14 protein-coding genes are annotated in these 14802 nt (G+C 67.3%); 8 read left to right on the top strand and 6 right to left on the bottom strand.

The features are described 5' to 3' along the window. Window positions 1-19 precede the first annotated feature (19 nt). Window positions 20-805: a CarD family transcriptional regulator gene (locus tag METLW3_RS0109150; RefSeq protein ID WP_245267272.1), complete on the top strand. Its 786-nt coding sequence runs from the start codon at window positions 20-22 to the stop codon at window positions 803-805. A 90-nt stretch (window positions 806-895) separates the two neighbouring features. Here the strand turns inward: METLW3_RS0109150 and METLW3_RS0109145 are convergent, their stop codons facing one another. From METLW3_RS0109145 to METLW3_RS0109135, 3 genes are all read right to left on the bottom strand, one after another. Further along, window positions 896-1771 (bottom strand): RNA polymerase factor sigma-32, encoded by an 876-nt coding sequence (locus tag METLW3_RS0109145; protein WP_024879628.1) that lies wholly within the window; start codon window positions 1769-1771, stop codon window positions 896-898. A gap of 199 nt (window positions 1772-1970) precedes the next feature. Next, a complete protein-coding gene (locus tag METLW3_RS0109140) occupies window positions 1971-3509 on the bottom strand; it encodes a M48 family metalloprotease (RefSeq protein WP_024879627.1) in 1539 nt (512 codons plus the stop codon). Then, window positions 3454-4311, bottom strand: coding sequence for a nuclease (SNase) (locus METLW3_RS0109135; protein WP_245267270.1), 858 nt, complete (start codon window positions 4309-4311; stop codon window positions 3454-3456). The genes METLW3_RS0109140 and METLW3_RS0109135 overlap by 56 nt, the downstream gene beginning before the upstream one ends. 199 nt (window positions 4312-4510) lie before the next feature. Between METLW3_RS0109135 and ybgF the strand changes: the two genes are divergently transcribed. The 3 genes from ybgF (at window position 4511) to ftsH (ending at window position 8777) form a co-directional block, all read left to right on the top strand. Further along, on the top strand, window positions 4511-5626 hold the full coding sequence (gene ybgF, locus METLW3_RS25390) for a tol-pal system protein YbgF (RefSeq protein WP_157096390.1): 1116 nt from the start codon (window positions 4511-4513) through the stop codon (window positions 5624-5626). A 9-nt stretch (window positions 5627-5635) separates the two neighbouring features. Then, complete coding sequence (tilS, locus tag METLW3_RS0109125; RefSeq protein WP_024879624.1) at window positions 5636-6646, top strand: tRNA lysidine(34) synthetase TilS; 1011 nt, start codon at window positions 5636-5638, stop codon at window positions 6644-6646. Window positions 6647-6851: 205 nt separating this feature from the next. Continuing rightward, window positions 6852-8777, top strand: coding sequence for an ATP-dependent zinc metalloprotease FtsH (ftsH, locus tag METLW3_RS0109120; RefSeq protein ID WP_024879623.1), 1926 nt, complete (start codon window positions 6852-6854; stop codon window positions 8775-8777). Window positions 8778-8847: 70 nt separating this feature from the next. Here the strand turns inward: ftsH and METLW3_RS28790 are convergent, their stop codons facing one another. From METLW3_RS28790 to arsC, 3 genes are all read right to left on the bottom strand, one after another. Then, complete coding sequence (locus tag METLW3_RS28790; RefSeq protein ID WP_157096409.1) at window positions 8848-8994, bottom strand: hypothetical protein; 147 nt, start codon at window positions 8992-8994, stop codon at window positions 8848-8850. 109 nt (window positions 8995-9103) lie between these two features. Next, window positions 9104-9436 carry a YnfA family protein gene (locus METLW3_RS0109110; protein WP_026598430.1) on the bottom strand — a complete coding sequence of 111 codons (333 nt, stop codon included), beginning with the start codon at window positions 9434-9436 and terminating at the stop codon, window positions 9104-9106. Window positions 9437-9444: 8 nt separating this feature from the next. Beyond that, window positions 9445-9795 carry an arsenate reductase (glutaredoxin) gene (arsC, locus tag METLW3_RS0109105; protein ID WP_024879621.1) on the bottom strand — a complete coding sequence of 117 codons (351 nt, stop codon included), beginning with the start codon at window positions 9793-9795 and terminating at the stop codon, window positions 9445-9447. Window positions 9796-10092: 297 nt separating this feature from the next. Between arsC and glmM the strand changes: the two genes are divergently transcribed. The 4 genes from glmM (at window position 10093) to METLW3_RS0109085 (ending at window position 14790) form a co-directional block, all read left to right on the top strand. After that, complete coding sequence (gene glmM, locus METLW3_RS0109100) at window positions 10093-11442, top strand: phosphoglucosamine mutase (RefSeq protein WP_024879620.1); 1350 nt, start codon at window positions 10093-10095, stop codon at window positions 11440-11442. Window positions 11443-11634: 192 nt separating this feature from the next. Then, the gene (locus tag METLW3_RS0109095) at window positions 11635-12492 is read left to right on the top strand and encodes an outer membrane beta-barrel protein (RefSeq protein WP_024879619.1); all 858 of its coding nucleotides are present in this window, start codon (window positions 11635-11637) and stop codon (window positions 12490-12492) included. Window positions 12493-12634: 142 nt separating this feature from the next. Continuing rightward, on the top strand, window positions 12635-14209 hold the full coding sequence (xseA, locus tag METLW3_RS0109090; protein WP_024879618.1) for an exodeoxyribonuclease VII large subunit: 1575 nt from the start codon (window positions 12635-12637) through the stop codon (window positions 14207-14209). A 101-nt stretch (window positions 14210-14310) separates the two neighbouring features. Beyond that, window positions 14311-14790: a DUF2948 family protein gene (locus METLW3_RS0109085; protein ID WP_024879617.1), complete on the top strand. Its 480-nt coding sequence runs from the start codon at window positions 14311-14313 to the stop codon at window positions 14788-14790. Window positions 14791-14802 lie beyond the last annotated feature (12 nt).

Genomic DNA, 14802 nt, shown 5'->3' with positions numbered 1-14802 from the left:
TTCGAGCGAAACCATTCCAGTGCCAAAATCGACACAAGGAAAGGCGATCAACGCCAAATCTTCGCCGGCGCCCAGAGCCCCCGTCCCCGCCGCTCCCACGAGCGCCGCGACGGGCTCGGCCCTTTCGCCCAAGGCCATTGTCGCCGCGCGCACCGCGGCTGCGGCCCCCATCAAGCCGAGCCCCGCCGTCGCCGTGAAGGCGAAGACCTCGGCGCAGAAGCTCGGGTTCAAGACGAACGAGTTCGTCGTCTATCCGGCGCATGGCGTCGGACAGATCATCGCGATCGAGACGCAGGAAGTGGCCGGCTTCAGCCTCGAGCTGTTCGTCGTCAGCTTCATCAAGGACAAGATGACGCTGAAGGTGCCGACCAGCAAGGTCGCCACCGTCGGCATGCGCAAGCTGGCCGAGACCGAGGTCGTCGACAAGGCGCTCTCGACGCTGAGCGGCCGCGCCCGCGTCAAGCGCACCATGTGGTCGCGCCGCGCGCAGGAATATGAGGCCAAGATCAATTCCGGCGATCTCGTCACCATCGCCGAGGTGGTGCGCGATCTCTACCGGTCCGACACGCAGCCGGAGCAGTCCTATTCGGAGCGCCAGCTCTATGAGGCGGCGCTCGATCGCATGGCGCGCGAGGTCGCGGCCGTGCGCAAGCTGCTCGATTCGGAATCGCTCAAGCTGATCGAGTCCTTCCTGCAGAAGGGTCCGCGCCGCGGCGGTCCGAAGGGCGACTCCGAAGCGGACGCCAGCGACGATGCGAGCGACGACGAGGGCGAAGAGGACGACGTCGAAGAGCGCGCCGCCTGACGTCGCGCCCCTCTTTCGATTTGACGAAAAAACGCGGCCCGTCGGGGCCGCGTTTTTTTTGCCTCGGCGAGGAGCGATCTGCGCCGCCCCTCACTCGGCGGCGGCAGTCGTCTCTGGCGTCTCCTGGGCTTTGGTCAGCGCCTTGCGCAGCTTGCACAGCGCGCGATTCTCGATCTGGCGTACGCGCTCCTTCGATATGCCGAGACGATCGCCGAGCGATTCCAGCGTCACCAGGCTCTCGCTGAGCCGCCGCTCCTGCACGATGCGCAGCTCGCGCTCGGACAATAGCTTCAGCGCATCGGCGAGCCAGCGCGCGCGGCGACCGGAATCGACGCGATCCTCGACGACCTCGTCCGGCAGCGGCCGATCGTCGACGAGGAAATCCATGCGCTCGGCGGAAGTAGAGGAATCATCCTCCACCAATTGGCTGTTGAGCGAGACGTCGGAGCCCGCGAGACGCGAGTTCATCAGCTCGACATCGGCGCGCGAGACGCCAATGGCGCCGGCGATGGCCTGAAAGGCGTCGCCCGCCTCCGACTGCGGCGCATGCGCGAGCTTGGCGCGAAGCCGGCGAAGATTGAAGAACAGCGCCTTTTGCGAGGAGCTGGTGCCGCCGCGCACGATCGACCAATTGCGCAGCACATAGTCCTGGATCGAGGCGCGAATCCACCATGTCGCATAGGTGGAGAAGCGCACGTCGCGCTCCGGCGCGAAACGCGCGGCCGCCTCGAGCAAGCCGACATGTCCTTCCTGCACCAGATCGGCGACGGGCAGGCCGTAATGGCGAAAGCGCACGGCGAGCGCGATCACCAGCCGCATATGCGCGGAGGCGAGCTTGTCCAACGCATCCGTGTCCTTATGGTCTTTCCAGGCGACCGCCAGACGTTTCTCTTCCTCGCGTTCGAGAAAGGGCGCATCCATCGCCGCTTTCACGAGCTCGCGTCCAACTCCGGGCAAATAAGCCATTCTCGCTCTCCGGGGTGGCAGTCGCGCGCGAAAGGCTTTCGATCGAAGGGATCGATCGAGTAAAAAGCGCTACGACGATGCCTCGATTGAGGAGAATCCCCGAGCGGTCACGCAACCGGCGCCGCCGTCCGCCCCCCCGGGAATTCTAAGGCTTACAACATTTTCGGAGCGCGACGGTTCCATCAGCCGTGAGCGTTTCTCACTCGACGACGAGCTTGTATCTCTCGCCCGGCGTGAGGCGGCCTCCATGCTCGAGGCCGTTCAGCAATTGAAAATATTCGAGCGGACGATTGGGAACGACCATGCGCTGCGCCATGGATTCCGCCGTATCGTCCGCGCCCGCGCTCACGATGAAGAGATGCAGCGGACGCACGTCCAGCGACTCTTCCCAGCTCGAGCGTCGGAATGTCGCGACAGAGGCGGCAAAACGTCGCTCCGCCGCGTCGTCGAGCGCGCGCACGGCGAAAATCAGCCGATAGAGCTCGTCGTCGATCTGTATGACGGCGAGCTTGAAATTCCATTCTCCGGCGCGCGCGCTGGCGACCACTGCCGGCAATCCGTTGACGTCGATGCGCTTCATCGACGAGCGCAGGAGCCCGTCGACCCAGCCCGATTCGACATAGGCCTCGAGCGTCTTGCCGACCGGCGCGCGAACGCGGTCGAGCCGCAGCGCCTCGTCGTCGCCCTCCTTCACGCCGAAGACCGCCTCGCTCGAATTCTCGAGCAGAAAACCCTCCGGCGCGACGAAGGAGAAGCGCAGTCGCGGATGCGCGAACTTGCGGCCGCGCACGAAGCCGTCATTGGGATCGTCGCCATAAGCGAGGCCGTTGATCGCGGCGAGATAGCCCTCGCGATCACGCGAGCCGACGCCGGGCGCGCTGATCTGGCGCGCCGCCGCGACCGCCTTGGCGATGCGATCGGGCGTCGAGGGATGCGTCGCCAATATGTCGAGGTCGGGCGTTTTCTTCTTGCCGTAGAGAACGGCGCGCAGCTCCGCCGATTTGCCGAGCGCGGCGAGGAAGCGCGACGCGCCGTACGGATCGAAGCCCGCGCGGGCCACCACGCGCACGCCGATGGCGTCGGCCTCCAGCTCCTGCAGCCGCGAGAAGCTCGCGAAGGAGAGCCGCTGCGAGGCGCGCACGTCATCGCCCTTCTGCTTGCTCTGGATAACGGCGGCGGCCTGGCTGATGACCTCCGCCTCACGCTCGCGCTCGGCGCGCAGCGCGCTGTGGCGCGCGCTCACATGGGCGATCTCATGCGCCATCACCGCCGCCGCCTCGGAGGCGTCGCCGGCGAGCGCGAGCAGGCCGCGCGTGACATAGAGATTGCCGCTCGGCAGAGCGAAAGCGTTGACCACCGGCGTGTTGAGGATCGTCACGCGATAGGCGGCCTGGCCGGGCGTGTCGCTCGCCTGCGCGAGCTTGACCAATATTTCGTCGAGATAGCGCTCCGCCACAGGGAAGCGATATTCGCCGCCGAATTGCGAGACCAGCTCCTTGTGCTCGGCGGTGGAAGGCTGCTCGCCGCCCACTGTGCGCGGCACGGTCGGGGGCAGGCGCCCGCGCTGCGCGGCGGCGCCATTGAGCAGCTCGCCCTGCTGCTCGAGCTGGGCGCAGCCGGAAAGGCCGAGGAGGACAAAGACCGCGAGAGCGGCGAGACGCGCGCCGACCGCCGGCCGCACGTCACCGCCGGCCGGACGAGCCCAGGCGTTCGCCTCCGACCCGTTCGTCTCCGACACGTTCGCCGAGGAGCTCGATCTGCGCCGGAGAGACGAGCTCCATGCGCGGTCCAAAAGCTGTGTCAATCAATCCTCGCACGCGCACTCGCCGCCCCGTGAGCATTCTGGGCGACGTTCCGGCCCGCACGAATGTCTCGAGATTGCGTTTCCAGATCACGACAGCGAAATCTCCGCGGCGCGGCCCGAAATTCAGATAGAGGGAGCCCCCCGCCTCGCCGATCGCGCCGACGACGCCCTCCACCAGAACCATGCCCTTCTTCCCGAAGAGCGTTTCGGGCCGACCGGCGTCGAGGATGTGATACTCGCCCGAGGTCCAAAGTCCAAGCTTTCGTCTGCGCGCCTGCTCCTCCGCGGCGAGCAGCCCATTGCGGCAGGCGAATGCGGCCGGATCGGGGCGAAAGCGCGCGAGCCCTGCGGCGATCGCCGCTTCCGCCAGCGAGACGAGAGGCGCGTCGCTCCCCTCCCCTTCGACGAAGAGCCCCGCCGCAGCCGCTCCCCAGCGGTCCGGCGTCGCCGTCGGAGACGCGAGAAAGACCAGCCTACCGGCGCGCAGACGCTCGGCGAGGAAGCGCTGCAAGCTTTCGCGCGCGGCCGCGCCCGGCGGCAATTCGAGCCCCGAAAGGGTCAGGCGGCGGCCGTCCATCGTCCAAAGCTCGAGATCGAAGCCCGGCGCCGCGATCTCGACCGGAACAGCGGATTCGAGCGCGCAGACGCCCGCCGCCTCCTGCGCCGAGCCGAGGCAGGGCGCATGAAAGGCGCCCACGCAGACGAAGAGGCGAGCGGCGTGGCGAAGCTTCATCATTCCAAACATTGCGAGCGAAACTGTCGCGAGAGCGCAAGAGCGAGCCTGAAGGCTCGCTCTCGATACCATGCAGATCACCAGCGAGAAGACTTGTCTTCGCCACATCTCGCGCGACGCTCGCCGCGGCTTCGTCAAATTTTGGCCGAAAGCCGGCTTATGCTACGCCTCGTCCCGCACTGCTCTCGCGATCGATTCCCCCATGACCCTTTCGTCACGCTCCATTTTCGCCGGCGCCGCCCTCGGCGCCATGATGGCCGCAGGCGCGGCGCTCGCCGCCGAATCCGATAATGGCTCTCGCCTCGACAAGCTCGGCCAGGGCATACAGAACATCGGCCAGAATATCGGCCGCCGTCTCGATGTGACGCAGCTCTTCGGCCATCGCGATCCCGAGGAGGACGCCGCCAGCCGCGAGGCGAGCGCCTCGAGCGTGCGCATCGATCGGCTCGAGAACCAGATTCGCGCCCTCAACGGCCAGGTCGAGGAGCTGCAGCACAATGTGCGGCGGCTCGAGGAGCAGCTGCGGCGCGCTCAGGAGGGCGCGGCCTCCGCCCCTCCGACACAAGCGCCGCGCGTGGCCGCGACGCCGGAGACGTCCCTCCCCGGCCCGAGCACCATCTCCCCGGTCGGGCCGCGGCGCAACGACGCTCTCGATCCCGGCCCAGGGCCGAGCGCCTCCGCCGGAACGCGCCACAATGACGCTTTCGACGCCGGCTCCAACCCCAATGCGCCGGGCGCGCCGCGTCCTCTCGGCTCGACGCCCCCGAGCGCGCCGCTGCCAGCGGCCGCATCGGCAAGCGGCGGCTCCGATCTGCGCTCGCCGGGCGCTCCGCTCGATCTCGTCCATGGGCGGCTCGACGCTCCAGCGCCCCCGCCGGCCGCTCCGCCGACGCCCGGTCCTTCCGCCGTGCTCTCGCCGACGCCCACAGCTCCCCAGACGCCGAGGGACGAGTTCGACCTCGCCGTCGCCAAATTGCGTCAAGGCGAATATGAAGCCGCTGAAGTGGGTTTCGCCGGCTTTCTCACCCGAAACCCGAAGAGCCGGCTGGCGCCGCAAGCGATCTTCAACTTGGGCGAGAGCTACTTCTTGCGGAAGCGCTATCGCGAGGCGGCGGAAAAATATCTCGAGATCACCGCCAAGCATTCGGCCTCGCCGCAGGGGCCTGAGGCCATGCTGCGGCTCGGCCAGTCGCTGCATGAGATCGGCGCAAACGAGCAGGCCTGCGCCTCCTTCGGCGAGATCGCGGTGAAATATCCGGGCGCGTCGGCGCGAGTGAAAGAAATCGCTCAGCAAGAAAGCAAGAAGGTGCGATGCTGACGGGCGCAAATGCCCGTTGAGCCGCCGCTTCCCGATCCCGACCATGCGCTGGCGCCGCTCGCGGCCCATGACGCGCTGCTGCTCGCCGTCTCCGGCGGGCCGGACTCCATTGCTCTCACTCTGCTCGCCGCACGCTGGAAATTGCGCGCGCGGAAGCGCGTCGAGATCGCCACTGTCGACCATGGGTTGCGCGCCGAAGCGGCGCAGGAGGCGGCGCAGGTCGGCAAATGGGCGCGCGCTTTGGGATTTGTTCATCATATTTTGCGGTGGGAAGGCGAAAAGCCCGCCACCCGCATTCAGGAGCGCGCTCGCGAGGCGCGCTATCGCCTGCTCTGCGAGCGCGCGCGGGAGATCGGCGCGAGCGCCATCGTCACCGCCCATCACGCCGACGATCAGGCCGAGACGGCGCTGTTTCGGCTGACGCGCGGTAGCGGCGTCGCCGGACTCGCGGCTATGGCCATGGAGTCGCGCGTGGACGGGCTGGCGCTGCTGCGGCCGCTGCTTCATTTTCGCAAGACGGAGCTGGAGCGTCTCTGCGCCGCCGCGGAGCATGCTTTCATCCGCGATCCCTCCAATGAGAACCCCGCCTATGCGCGCGTGCGGCTGCGCCGTCTGGCCCACACCCTTGCGGCGGAGGGGCTCGACGCCGAAGCGCTGCTGCGCCTTTCGGCCCGCGCCGCCCGCGCCGAGGAGGCGCTCGCCTGGTCCGCCGCGCGCGCTGCGCTGGAGCTTGCGGCCGAGCGCGGCCCGGGGCTGTTTCGCGCCGAGGCCGGGGCTCTGCGCGCGCTGCCGCGCGAGCTGCTGCTGCGCCTGCTGGCGGCCGAGATCGCCCGCATCGGCGGCGGCGAGCCGCGGCTCGAGCGGCTCGAGCGCGCCGGCCAAAGGCTGGCGGAGGCGCTGGCGGCCGAAGGGCGCTTCAAGACCACATTGGGCGGGGCGTGCCTGACATTGGCCGGCGGCGCACTCGCCATTACGCCCGAGCCGCCGCGGCGGCGCGCCGAAATCACGCCACGGCCGTAAAAAAGCCACTCCGCTTCGATCGTATGATCCTCGGCGACACGCCTCTTCGCGCTGCGAAACGCACGCGACGCGCGCATCGCGAGACGGCGAGAACGTTGCGGCGAGGGCAATCTCTTGGCAATCGCGCCCGACGCGCCTAGATTACAAGAAACGACTTCTGTTTTCCGGGATGGCCCCGGCGGAATCGTCATTCGCAAGGTTCGACATGAACGCAAACTTCAGGAACATCGCTCTCTGGGCGATCATCGGGCTCCTCGTCGTGGCGCTCGTCATGCTGTTCCAGCAGCCGGGTCAGCGGACTCCGATCCGCGATATCACCTTCAGCGAATTGCTCACGCAGATCGATCAGGGCCGCGTCCACGATGTGACGATCGCCGGCAATGAGATCACCGGGCACTTCTCCGACAATCGGCCGTTCTCGACCTATGCGCCCAATGATCCGTCGCTCGTGCAGCACCTGACCGCGAAGAATGTCGCCATCAGCGCGCGTCCGCCGGCCGACGGCAACAGCTGGCTGATGACTCTGCTCATCAACGGCCTGCCGCTCATCGCCTTCCTCGGTGTGTGGATCTTCCTGTCGCGCCAGATGCAGGGCGGCGCCGGGCGCGCCATGGGCTTCGGCAAGTCCAAGGCCAAGCTGCTCACCGAGACGCAGGGCCGCGTCACCTTCGAGGATGTCGCCGGCGTCGACGAGGCCAAGGAAGACCTTCAGGAGATCGTCGAGTTTCTGCGCGATCCGCAGAAATTCCAGCGCCTCGGCGGACGCATTCCGCGCGGCGTGCTGCTCGTCGGACCGCCCGGCACGGGTAAAACTCTGCTCGCCCGCGCCATCGCCGGCGAGGCCAATGTGCCCTTCTTCACCATCTCGGGCTCGGACTTCGTCGAAATGTTCGTCGGCGTCGGCGCTTCCCGCGTGCGCGACATGTTCGAGCAGGCGAAGAAGAACGCGCCCTGCATCATCTTCGTCGATGAGATCGACGCTGTGGGTCGTCACCGCGGCGCCGGTCTCGGCGGCGGCAATGACGAGCGCGAGCAGACGCTCAATCAGCTGCTCGTCGAGATGGACGGCTTCGAGGCCAATGAGGGCATCATCCTCATCGCCGCGACCAACCGCCCCGACGTGCTCGATCCGGCGCTGATGCGTCCGGGCCGCTTCGATCGTCAGATCAATGTGCCGAACCCCGACTTCATCGGCCGCGAGAAGATCCTCAAGGTTCACGCCCGCAAGGTGCCGCTGGCGCCGGATGTGGATCTGAAGGTCGTCGCGCGCGGCACGCCGGGCTTCTCGGGCGCCGATTTGATGAATCTCGTCAATGAGGCGGCGCTGCTGGCTGCAAGACGCAGCAAGCGCATCGTCACGCGGCAGGAGTTCGAGGACTCCCGCGACAAGATCATGATGGGCGCCGAGCGTCGCACTCTGGTGATGACGGAGGAGGAGAAGCGCCTCACCGCCTTCCACGAGGGCGGCCATGCGCTGGTGCAGCTCAACATGCCGGGCTCTATCCCGATCCATAAGGCGACGATCATCCCGCGCGGCCGCGCGCTGGGCATGGTGCAGGGCCTGCCGGAGCGCGACCAGATCTCGCAGAGCTATGAGCAGCTCATCGCCATGCTCGCATTGGCGATGGGCGGGCGCGTGGCGGAAGAGCTGGTGTTCGGCCACGACAAGGTGACGTCGGGCGCGGCGAGCGACATTCAGCAATGCACGCGCATCGCGCGGGCGATGGTGACGCAGCTCGGATTCTCCGACAAGCTCGGCACAGTGGCCTATGCCGAGCCGCAGCAGGAGCAGTTCCTCGGCTATTCGATGGGCCGCACGCAGACGCTCTCCGAGGCGACGCAGCAGACGATCGACTCGGAGGTGCGGCGTCTGGTGCAGGAAGGCTATGACGACGCCAAGCGCATCCTCACCGAGAAGCGCGCCGACCTCGACGTGCTGGCCAATGGCCTGCTGGAGTTCGAGACGCTGACCGGCGAGGAGCTGATCGGCCTGCTGCAAGGGAAGCGCCCCGTGCGCGAGGATCTGCCGCCGGCCGCGCCGCCGGCCCGCCCCTCGCCGGTGCCGTCGACGGGCCGCACCCGGCCTTCGCCGGAGCCGGACGCGGGCGGTCTGGAGCCGCATCCGGTGTGATCGAAGCGGGTTCGAATTGGAAAAGCCCGGCCCCAAAAGGGCCGGGCTTTTTTGTCGACGGCCATGTTTTTCAGAACACGGCGCTATAGAAGGCCCTCGCCCCCAGACGCTGCTCGGCCTGCCAACGCATTCTGCGCCGTCTCGAAATATGCTCCCGGAAAGTGTAGCCCGCCCAGAAGCCGCAGCCGATCGAAACAAGTACCACGAACAAATCCATGATGGCGTCTCCGCTACGCACGCGAACGAATCACGAGGCGGACTCTAACTGCCGGCAACCGGGAGTTCATCATCGTGATTCCGCGCAATCAATGAGATAGCGTCTCATACTATCCAGCACGCGGGCCGAGGAGGATCAACGCCGCCCCCGCGAGGCAGAACGCCGCGCCGGCGACGTCCCAGCGATCCGGCCACACGCCTTCCACGGTCCACAGCCAGAGCAGCGAGGCGGCGATATAGACGCCGCCATAGGCGGCATAGGCGCGGCCGGCCGCCTCCGCCTCGACGCGCGTGAGCAAAAACGCGAAAGCAAAGAGCGACAGCGCGCCCGGCGCGAGCCAGAGCGGCGATTTGCCGAGCCGCGCCCAGGCCCAGAAGGCGAAGCAGCCGCCGATCTCGGCGAAGGCGGCGCCGATATAGGCGAGGAACGTCGCCGCGCCGATCGGACCGCTCACGCGAGCAGCGCTTCGACCGCCTCCGGCGGGCGGCACAGCACGGCCTTGTCGCCGATGACGACGATCGGCCGCTCGATCAAAATCGGATTCTTCTCGATCGCGTCGAAAATCGCCTCGTCCTTCACCGAAGGATCGCCGAGGCCGAGCTCCTCATAGGGCGTGCCGCGCTTGCGCAGTATGTCCCTCACGCCCTTGCCCATCTGCTTCAGCACCGCCTTCAGCGTCTTTCGGTCCGGCGGCGTTTTCAGATATTGCACGATCTCGGGCTCGAGCCCGGCCTCCTTCAGCCGCGCCAGCACCTTGCGAGACGTGCCGCAGGCGGGATTATGATAGATGACGACCTTCATCGAGCCCCCCGGATCATGTTAGCTTGCACGAACATAGCCCCGTCCGCTCGCAGAGCGAAGCGGCGGCGCGGCGCGTTCCGGGCCGCGTTCGGGAATACGCATTAACCACAGGACGCGAAAGGCGATGGAAGCGGCCAGTATGGATGACGATATTTCTTCATATCCTTTTCCGATCATGCCCGCAGGGTCGGCGTTTGGACCGAAAACGCCCACAATCTCGAGGTCGAGTTGGCGCGGCGGCGACTCTCGCGCCTTTCGGGCGTCGCCGCCCCGCCGTTTCCCGGAGAACGACAAGCAATGACGCGCAGCTATTTCGGCACCGACGGCATTCGCGGACGCGCCAATCAGAAGATCACGCCCGAGCTCGCCCTCAAGGTCGGCCAGGCCGCCGGCCTCGTCTTCAATCGTGACAGCGAGAGGCGCCACCGCGTCGTCATCGGCAAGGACACGCGGCTCTCCGGCTATATGATCGAATATGCGCTGGTCGCCGGCTTCACCTCCGTCGGCATGGAGGTGCTGCTGCTCGGCCCCATGCCGACGCCGGCCGTCGCCATGCTGACGCGCTCCATGCGCGCCGATCTCGGCGTGATGATCTCGGCCTCGCACAATCTCTACGAGGACAATGGCATCAAGCTGTTCGGCCCGGACGCCTATAAGCTCTCCGATGAGACCGAGGCGGAGATCGAGAAGCTGCTCGACCGCGATCTGACCAGCCGGCTCGCCGGGCCGCACGAGCTCGGCCGCGCCAAGCGCGTCGAGGATGTGCGCGCCCGCTATATCGAATACGCCAAGCGCACGCTGCCGCGGAACATGAGCTTCGAGGGGATGCGCGTCGTGCTCGATTGCGCCAATGGCGCCGCCTATAAGGTCGCGCCGGAAGCGCTGTGGGAGCTCGGCGCCGAGGTCATCACCATCGGCGACCAGCCAGACGGCTTCAACATCAATCGCGACGTCGGCTCGACCGCCCCGCAAGCGCTACGCGACAAGGTGCGCGAGATGCGCGCCGATGTCGGCATAGCGCTCGACGGCGACGCCGATCGCGTCATCATGGTCGACGAGCTCGGCCATGTGATCGACGGCGATCAGCTGATGGCGGTGGTCGCGCGCAGCTGGCGCGACGAGGGGCTGCTCGCCAAGCCCGGCGTCGTCGCGACCATCATGTCCAATCTCGGCTTCGAGCGCCATTTGCAGGGGCTCGGCTTGAATCTCGAGCGCACCGCCGTCGGAGACCGCTATGTGATCGAGCGCATGCGCGAGCTCGGTTACAATCTCGGCGGCGAGCAATCGGGCCATGTGATCCTCTCCGATTACGGCACCACCGGCGACGGCCTCGTCACCGCCATGCAGGCGCTCGCCGCGGTGAAGAAGCTGAATCGCAATGTGAGCGAAGTGTGCCGCTGCTTCGAGCCGCTGCCGCAAGTGCTCAAAAATGTGCGGGCGCGCGGCGCGCGTTCGCTGGAGCAGGCGCCCGTCGTCGCGGCGATCGAGGCGGGCCGCCGCCGCCTCGAGGGCTCGGGCCGTCTCGTCATCCGCCCCTCGGGCACAGAGCCGGTCATTCGCGTGATGGGCGAAGGCGACGATCCGGAGATCGTCGGCAGCGTCGTGGACGATATTTGCGACGCGCTCACGCGGGCGGAGGCGGCGTGACGTTTCGAGCGAGTAGCGAGTAGGGAGTAGCCGATTTGCTATTCGCTACTCGCTATTCGCCACCTGCAGCTCACGTAGGTACATCGCCAGTAAGGTTAACTCCACTTTAAGCGTTCTCGCTCAATCTTCCTTCACATTGGCGTAGCGCCAAGGGTCCGCGCCGCGGTCCTCTATCGTGAAGGGAAGACATAAATGGGCAAGACGAGAGCCCTCTTCATAGCGGCCGCGTTCGCTTCCGCCATGACAATGACCACGGGCGCATTCGCCGCCGATCTGCTGCTGCCGCCGCCTCCGCCGATCGTGGAGCCGCCGCCGCCCGCCGATTTCGGCGGCTGGTATCTGCGCGGCGACGTCGGCGTCGGCATCAATCAGATTTCCGATCTGCGCTCGACCTTCAGTCCGACCGTGACGGTGATCGCCCCGCAATTCGAGCAGCGTTCGATCGGCGACAGCGCCTTCATCGGCGCCGGCGTCGGCTATCAGTTCAACAGCTGGTTTCGCGCCGATGTAACCGGCGAATATCGCACCGCCTCCAATTATCGCTCGACGCAAAGCTACACCGACATTTGGACCGCCAATTGCGGATTCGTCGGCGCGCGCTGCCAGGATATCTACAATGCGCAGCATCGCGCGGCCGTCTTTCTCGCCAATGGCTATGTCGATCTCGGAACCTGGTGGGGCATAACGCCCTATGTCGGCGGCGGCGTCGGCGTCGCCGTGAACTGGCTCGACAATCTCACCGATTACGGACCCCAGACCGGCGGCTATGGCGCCGCCCGGGATTCGAGCCGCGCCAATTTCGCCTGGGCCGTCGGCGCGGGCCTCGCCTATAGCGTCACGCCCAATTTCAAGGTCGAGCTCGGCTATCGCTATCTCGACATGGGCAGGTTCCAGACCAATGTGATCGGCTGCGCCGCCGCCGGCTGCGCGGGCGAGCGCCAGTATTTCGACGTCTCCTCGCACGACATTCGCCTCGGCTTCCGCTACGCGCTGATGGCGCCGCCGCCGATGCTGATGGCGCCTCCTGGCCCGCTGGTCCGCAAATACTGATCGGAAGCGCTTCTCCGAAGCCTTAGGGCGCGCGGCTCGCGAGAGCCTCGCGCCTTTTCTTTTTGCGGAAGCCCGCGCAATCCTCTGGACGAGGGCCGAGGCCCCCTCGCGAGACGGCGCAAAATCGGCCATATCTCCTCCCATGGCCAAGCGTCCCGCCAAATCCCCCGCCCCAGAGGCCGACGATCCCGCCCCGCCGATCGCCGCCGGGCCGAATGTGCCGGAGCTCTCCGTCTCCGAGCTCGCCAATGCCCTGAAGCGCACGGTGGAGGATCGCTTCGGCCATGTGCGCGTGCGCGGCGAGATCACCAATTATCGGGGACCGCATTCCTCCGGCCATGTCTATTTCAGCCTCAAGGACCAGAACGCCCGCCTCGACGCCGTGATCTGGAAGATGACCTTCCTGCGCCTGCGCGTGAAGCCGCAGGAGGGGCTCGAGGTCGTCGCCACCGGCAAGATCAGCACGTTTCCGGGCAAATCCTCCTATCAGATCGTCATCGAGACGCTGGAGCCGGCCGGCGCCGGCGCGCTGATGGCGCTGCTGGATGAGCGGCGCAAGCGCCTCGCCGCCGAGGGGCTGTTCGACGCCGAGCGCAAAAAGCCCCTGCCCTTTCTGCCCCTCGTCGTGGGCGTCGTCACCTCGCCGACCGGCGCGGTGATTCGCGATATTCTGCATCGGCTGCTGGATCGCTTCCCGCGCCGCGTGCTGGTCTGGCCGGTGCGCGTTCAGGGGGAGACCTGCGCAGCCGAGGTGGCCGCCGCCATAGACGGCTTCAACGCTCTGCCCCCCGGAGGGCCTATTCCGCGGCCGGATGTGCTGATCGTCGCGCGCGGCGGCGGCTCGCTCGAGGATTTGTTCGGCTTCAATGAGGAGATCGTGGTGCGCGCGGCCGCGGCCAGCGCCATTCCGCTGGTCTCGGCCATCGGCCATGAGACCGACACCACGCTCATCGATTTCGTCGCCGATCTGCGCGCCCCCACTCCCACAGGCGCCGCAGAAAAATGCGTGCCCGTGCGCGCCGAGCTGGTGGAGCATACGGCGACGCTCGCCCGCCGCCTCGCCGGGGCGGAGCGGCGGCTTCTGGACGCCAATCGCCGGCAGCTCGCCTCTCTGCAGCGCGTGCTGCCGGCGGGGGCGCAATTGCTGCTCGCGCCCGCCCAGCGCGCCGATCGCGCCGGCGAGCGGCTGCGCGGCAATCTGCGCCGCGCGCTGGACGGCAGGCGGCTCGCGCTCTCACGCGTCTCCCATGTGCTGGCCCGCCATTCGCCGCAGGCGGAGCTGGCGCGCGCCTCCGAGCGGCTGAAGGGCCTCCAGGCGCGCCTGCGCCAGGGCCTCGCCGCCCGGCTCGCCCTCTCCCGCCGGGAGGCCGAAGGCGCGCAAAGGCGCCTCGACCATGCCGAGCAGCGGCTGCGCTCGGCCTTCATCCGCATATTGGACGAGCGGCAGGCGCGGCTCGAGCGGCTCGATCAGCTACGCAAGACGCTCGGCTATGAGCAGGTGCTGGCGCGCGGCTTCGCTCTGGTGCGCGACGAGACGGGCGCGCTGCTGCGGCAGGCGGCGGACATCGCGCCGGGCCAGAGGCTGGATGTGCAATTTTCCGACGGCCATGTCGCCGCGCAGGCGGATGGGGATGCGCCGCCTCCCGCTCCGGCCCCTGCCGCACGGCCGAAGCGCGGAAAAGACAAGGGCGGCGGCGACCAGGGGTCACTCTTTTGAAACCACGCGGCAAACTTCCACTCGGCGTCCGCCATCGCCTCAGCGGCGCGGTTGCGCAGCGAAACGGCGCTCGCCATATGCTCGAACAGGAGGCCCACTCCATGTTCAAGCGCTCGTCATCGCCACAGTCCGATGGTCTGAGGCTCCAGGCAATGGACGCCGAGGACCTCTCCTGCCTCTCCGCTTTGCTTCAGGACGCGCTGGTCCGCGTCGGCGACATCGCCTTTCTGCCCGAGCAGCGGCGCTTCGCCTTTCTCGGCTGCCGCTATGATTGGGCCGCCGCCGAGCAGGGCAAACGCGAGCGCTGCCATTCCGGCGTCCATTTCGACGGGGTGCGGCGGGTGCGCCAGCTCAAAATCCCGCGCGCCGAGCCCGAAGCGATTTTGGATCTTCTCGCCGTCACTTTCGAGCCCGCCGTCGAGCCGCCGGGGGGCGTCGTCACACTGGTTTTCGCCGGCGGGGCGGCGATTTCGCTCGATGTGGAATGCGTCGAGGCCCGCCTTCAGGACCTCGGACCGCGCTGGGCCGCGAAGGCCTGTCCGTCACATGAGCTTGACGAAGACGGCGAGGGAGGGTCATGACAACCGGAAATA

It is taken from the genome of Methylosinus sp. LW3 (genome assembly GCF_000527115.1).
Taxonomy (GTDB): domain Bacteria; phylum Pseudomonadota; class Alphaproteobacteria; order Rhizobiales; family Beijerinckiaceae; genus Methylosinus.
The sequence above is the reverse complement of the archived record's forward strand: the minus strand, read 5'-3'. Positions and strand labels throughout refer to the sequence as shown.

Coding starts and splice junctions, on each gene's coding strand:
- METLW3_RS0109135 (WP_245267270.1), bottom strand. CDS start 4,311: ATGATGAAGCTTCGCCACGCCGCTCGCCTCTTCGTCTGCGTGGGCGCC.
- arsC (WP_024879621.1), bottom strand. CDS start 9,795: ATGAAGGTCGTCATCTATCATAATCCCGCCTGCGGCACGTCTCGCAAG.
- METLW3_RS0109145 (WP_024879628.1), bottom strand. CDS start 1,771: ATGGCTTATTTGCCCGGAGTTGGACGCGAGCTCGTGAAAGCGGCGATG.
- METLW3_RS0109085 (WP_024879617.1), top strand. CDS start 14,311: ATGTTCAAGCGCTCGTCATCGCCACAGTCCGATGGTCTGAGGCTCCAG.
- METLW3_RS28790 (WP_157096409.1), bottom strand. CDS start 8,994: ATGGATTTGTTCGTGGTACTTGTTTCGATCGGCTGCGGCTTCTGGGCG.
- tilS (WP_024879624.1), top strand. CDS start 5,636: ATGCCCGTTGAGCCGCCGCTTCCCGATCCCGACCATGCGCTGGCGCCG.
- ftsH (WP_024879623.1), top strand. CDS start 6,852: ATGAACGCAAACTTCAGGAACATCGCTCTCTGGGCGATCATCGGGCTC.
- glmM (WP_024879620.1), top strand. CDS start 10,093: ATGACGCGCAGCTATTTCGGCACCGACGGCATTCGCGGACGCGCCAAT.
- xseA (WP_024879618.1), top strand. CDS start 12,635: ATGGCCAAGCGTCCCGCCAAATCCCCCGCCCCAGAGGCCGACGATCCC.
- ybgF (WP_157096390.1), top strand. CDS start 4,511: ATGACCCTTTCGTCACGCTCCATTTTCGCCGGCGCCGCCCTCGGCGCC.
- METLW3_RS0109095 (WP_024879619.1), top strand. CDS start 11,635: ATGGGCAAGACGAGAGCCCTCTTCATAGCGGCCGCGTTCGCTTCCGCC.